3 protein-coding genes are annotated in these 4,368 nt (G+C 33.2%); 2 read left to right on the top strand and 1 reads right to left on the bottom strand.

Annotation, left to right across the window (positions count from 1 at the left end):
• The first annotated feature begins 83 nt into the window (after positions 1 to 83).
• Positions 84 to 1,445: a hypothetical protein gene (locus A9G30_RS05005; RefSeq protein ID WP_065588249.1), complete on the top strand. Its 1,362-nt coding sequence runs from the start codon at positions 84 to 86 to the stop codon at positions 1,443 to 1,445.
• A gap of 768 nt (positions 1,446 to 2,213) precedes the next feature.
• Here the strand turns inward: A9G30_RS05005 and A9G30_RS05015 are convergent.
• On the bottom strand, positions 2,214 to 2,687 hold the full coding sequence (locus A9G30_RS05015; protein WP_141672001.1) for a DDE-type integrase/transposase/recombinase: 474 nt from the start codon (positions 2,685 to 2,687) through the stop codon (positions 2,214 to 2,216).
• A 519-nt stretch (positions 2,688 to 3,206) separates the two neighbouring features.
• On the opposite strand from A9G30_RS05015, the gene A9G30_RS05020 reads away from it, so the two are divergent.
• A complete protein-coding gene (locus A9G30_RS05020) occupies positions 3,207 to 4,208 on the top strand; it encodes a hypothetical protein (protein WP_065588251.1) in 1,002 nt (333 codons plus the stop codon).
• Positions 4,209 to 4,368: the final 160 nt, after the last annotated feature.

Here is a 4,368-nt window from a genome sequence, read left to right on the forward strand (position 1 = left end):
GGAAAGAAAACTTTACATAAAATTTAGGGTAAATATGTAAAAGATAATTTTAAACACAGAACAAATAATAAGTAGAAAATAGCATGAAAAAAAGAATAACTAAAAGTGACTTTAATAAAATTATATTTGGACTGATTTCTTTCTTTTTTAGCGCAGAAATTTGTGCCAAACTATCAACCCAAACGGCTAAAAGTATTGAAGGGACTTCACCATCATTATCGCCACAATTAGAAAAAAGTATAGAAGATTTGGATCTATTTGGGTTATCTGTTGGCAATAAAAATTACTATGGAAGCGAGGTAACACAACTTCCAATATCATCAGCTTATCCATTAAAAAATCAAATTAAAATAGCTCCAATAAAACAACCTGATACACAACAATATGTTGATGTTGATGGTGACGAATTAGGAGATCTTACAACACAATCTCCTCCACAAATGATATGGTATTATACTAATACTAAGAACCAAATGGTAGAATTTACCCTTGCAGAATCTGATACACTCTGCTCATTAGCAAAAGGGGGAAAATTTGGTCCGTATAAAATAAAAATATTAGGGGATTTAATATTAACGTCAAAATATGGAAAACCATCTACTAAGCAATATCCCAATAATAAAGTGACCAGACAGCCATCTAAAACCTATACGATAAGTCCCGATGCCGGGTTCTGTTACGCAAAACCAGAGCTGCAACCTGATGATGCAAAAGGAAGTGCTGCTAATCAATGGGATGAAAAGAATGGTTTCTTAGTTCAATCTAATATTGATTCAACCAAAAATTTTCCAACAACAGCTTTTTATGGTGCAAAATTTGATCTTCTATTAGCAAAAAATGGACTTGCCCAAAATTACATTTGGAAGATAATAAAAGGAGATAAACTTGTGACTATTTCTAGTAATGCTGATACAGTGACAGTCATGTTCAACACCGAAGAAGCGAAGAACACTAAAATGGCTTGGGATCATATTATGAAACCTGATAATGGGTATACAGTTATCATTCAAGGAAAAAATAAAATTACTGGTAAGACTATTGAGTACCCATTTACTATTACCAAATGGTTCAGTGGCTGGGATAAAGAACTAATTGGCCAACCGAAAGCCAATAGAGGAAGTGCAGAAGATATAGTTTTAGGGTGCAAAAATTTAAGCGGTAATTATCGTATAAGCCATGCAAATGAAGTAAGCAATGCACCAAAAGGTAAAAGTGCAAAATTCACCCGAGAAATAGGTACATTATTAGGTGAATGGGGTGATCCAAACCAAAATGCTTATCCTAATTCTTGGGCGGCAGCACCAAACCAAGGTAATTCTTATAAGCGCATCTGGCTATATGATGAGCATGAAAGAGAATATTGTGATTTACACACTTATAATGCTGTATATCACTGCCGAGGAGAAAGTGAATCTAAAAATGGTATCTGCACTGCTATTAAATAAATACCTTAATTCAACCCTCTAAAGGATTTAATTAATAACATTCAATATCTGGTATTTTGATTCAATATTTACCTGTTCATTTCTTATATTAGCTTGTATTTAAAACACAAGCTACAACACAACTAATTGTGCTGTGGCTTGTGTTTTTATACACAATTTCACTCATTTCTAATAACAAAATTTTTATTATTAATTGAATAATAATCTACTATCTACTAATAGAAATGAATGAACGATTATTGCAAATCGCATTGATCTGTAACCATCCCATAAAATAGTACAGCAAAAAGTAGAAAATTCTCTATGATAAAAATTAAAGAGGATTTAACTATGAAAAAATGGCTGAAAATCAAATATTACCTATTTTAAAAGAAGCAGAGGCAGGTATTCCTGTTAAGGAGCTTTGTCGTAAATAAGGTATGGGTAATTCAACTTTTTATCGATGGAAGAAAATAGGGTGGTTGGAAACTTCAAACGTCTAAAAGAGTTAGAGGCTGAAAATCGTAAGCTCAAACAGATGTTTGCTGAGCTGAGTTTAAAATCACAGCTTCAAAAATAAATCATAAAAAAGCGCTAGCGCTAACTCAAGCACGTAAAACTTGGTCACAGCAACTACAACAAAATTATTCAATCACATCGACATGATTTATGCAATTAACGTATGAAAAAAATTTCAGCAACAGCATTATCCCAACAATTGCCAGTTCGGTTCATACTTTGGCTAAGTCTATGCCGTAACACTAACCGCTTAAAATCCGCACGGCAATATTAACTTCCTCGATCAATATGAAGTGATATACCTTTAGGAAATTGACGACGAAATAAAGCATGTTTCAGTATGTTACAAACTAAATTCCTATCAATATGCGAACTTGTTTGCTGTCTAATCACTTTTCGACCGAATAAATCAATAATCACACAAAGGTATAACCAGTCTTCATGTGTTTTGATATAAGTGATATTAGTGACCAAAACTTGATTAGTGCGCTCAGGATTAAACTGTCTATTTAAGGTATTGGGCAGCATATTATAAAATAGCTTAGGTGCTACCCGAAGTTTAAATTTGCGTGCTACTTTACTTAGTAATCCTAATTTTTGTAATATTCGACTGACGGTTCTTTTTGATACATCGTAGCCTTTGTCTCTGATATCATGTACTAAACTTGGTGCACCTAAGCGGGCTTTATGTTGCCAATAAAGCGCTTTGATATTATCAAACATCCCCCGTTGATTTAGTCTCACGTTTTAGCCAAGCATAGTAACCTGATACATTCACTGTCAACTGACAACTGACCGGCGGTATCAGATACGATGACAAATGTTGTTTCATATATTGGTACTTCACTGACTTGGATTGTTGATGAAGTACACATTTGCCTTTTTTTAGAATTTCGCATTAGATAAAGCATAATCTTCCGCTTGTTGTTTAAACTCTACACTAAATTTTTTTGACCATAATGTGTTCGTCTATGATTGTTAGTTATATAATAGAAATGACATTTATCCATTTTTTTGGTGATGATCAGTATGGGGTATTTACATATTAGCTATCGAAAAATAAAAGATATCAGCAATAAATAAAATTACTATAAATAGATGTATACTATTAATGGCGCCTAAATTGATCGTATCAAACGATTTGTTTATATAAAATAAAGCGCCTATGCTAAGCAATCCCCTATCCAAAATTTAAACCAAAAATCTTAATTAAAATTAAAGCCACAATGATTGTTTTAAATAGAGATAATGGAAAAAATAATAATGAATGTAGCTAAAAAACATATTAAAACAATTGTGTGTTCAATATACCTATTACAATTTACAACAATAAGTTATGCCATTTTATCTGCCCAAACAGTCAATATAATTGAAGGAAGCAAACCGAGATTAACTGACAGAATTGAGGCGCATATTGATGATTTTGACCTTTTTGGCTTAACTATTGATAGCAAGAATTATTATGGCAATGAAATAAGCCGTGCTACATTACCCATTAGCTATCCATTTAAAAACCGCATAAAGCTAGCCCCACTAAAACAGCCCAATAACGAGCAATATATAGATATTGATGGTGATGAACTAGATTATCTTGGCATAAAAGAAAAAGTAAAAATGATCTGGTATTACACAAATTCATCAAATCAATTAACTGAATTTACGCCAACAGACGAAGAGACATTTTGTTCATTAACGCAGAAAGGACAATTAGCGCCTTATAAAGTAAAAATATCCGCTGATTTAACATTATTTTCAAAGTATGGTGAACCTAAGGCTAATGAATATCCAAATGGCAATATACTCACTCACCCGTCAAAAATTTATACCATATTAGAAGACACAGGTATATGTTATGCAAAACCTGAGCTTGCCCCCACACAAGCAGCAGTTAGTGCAAGAAATGAATGGAATAAAAACTATGGCTTCTTAATTCAATCTAATATCGATGCAAGCAAAAACTTCCCGACAACCGCTTTTTATGGTGCAAAATTTGATCTCTTATTAGCAAAAAATGGGCTTGCTCAACATTACATTTGGAAGATCGTAAAAGGAGATAAACTTGTGACTATTTCTAGCAATGCTGATACTGTGACGGTCATATTTAACACTGTAGAAGTGATGAACACTAAAGTGGTCTGGGATCTTATTATGAACTCTGATAACGGATATACCGTTATCATTCAAGGAAAAATAAAGTTACTGGTAAGACCATTGAGTACCCATTTACTATTACCAAATGGTTCAGTGGCTGGGATAAAAACCTAATTGGCCAACCAAGAGCCAATAGAGGAAGTGCAGAACAAATAGTTTCAGGATGCAAAGAATTAAACGGCAATTATCGCATAAGCTATGCAAATGAGGTAAGCAATGCTCCAAAAGGTAGAAATGCAAGATTTACCCGAGAAATAGGCACATTATTAGGTGA

Origin of the sequence: Gilliamella sp. Fer4-1 (genome assembly GCF_001690515.1) — a bacterium.
Lineage (GTDB): Bacteria > Pseudomonadota > Gammaproteobacteria > Enterobacterales > Orbaceae > Gilliamella > Gilliamella apicola_C.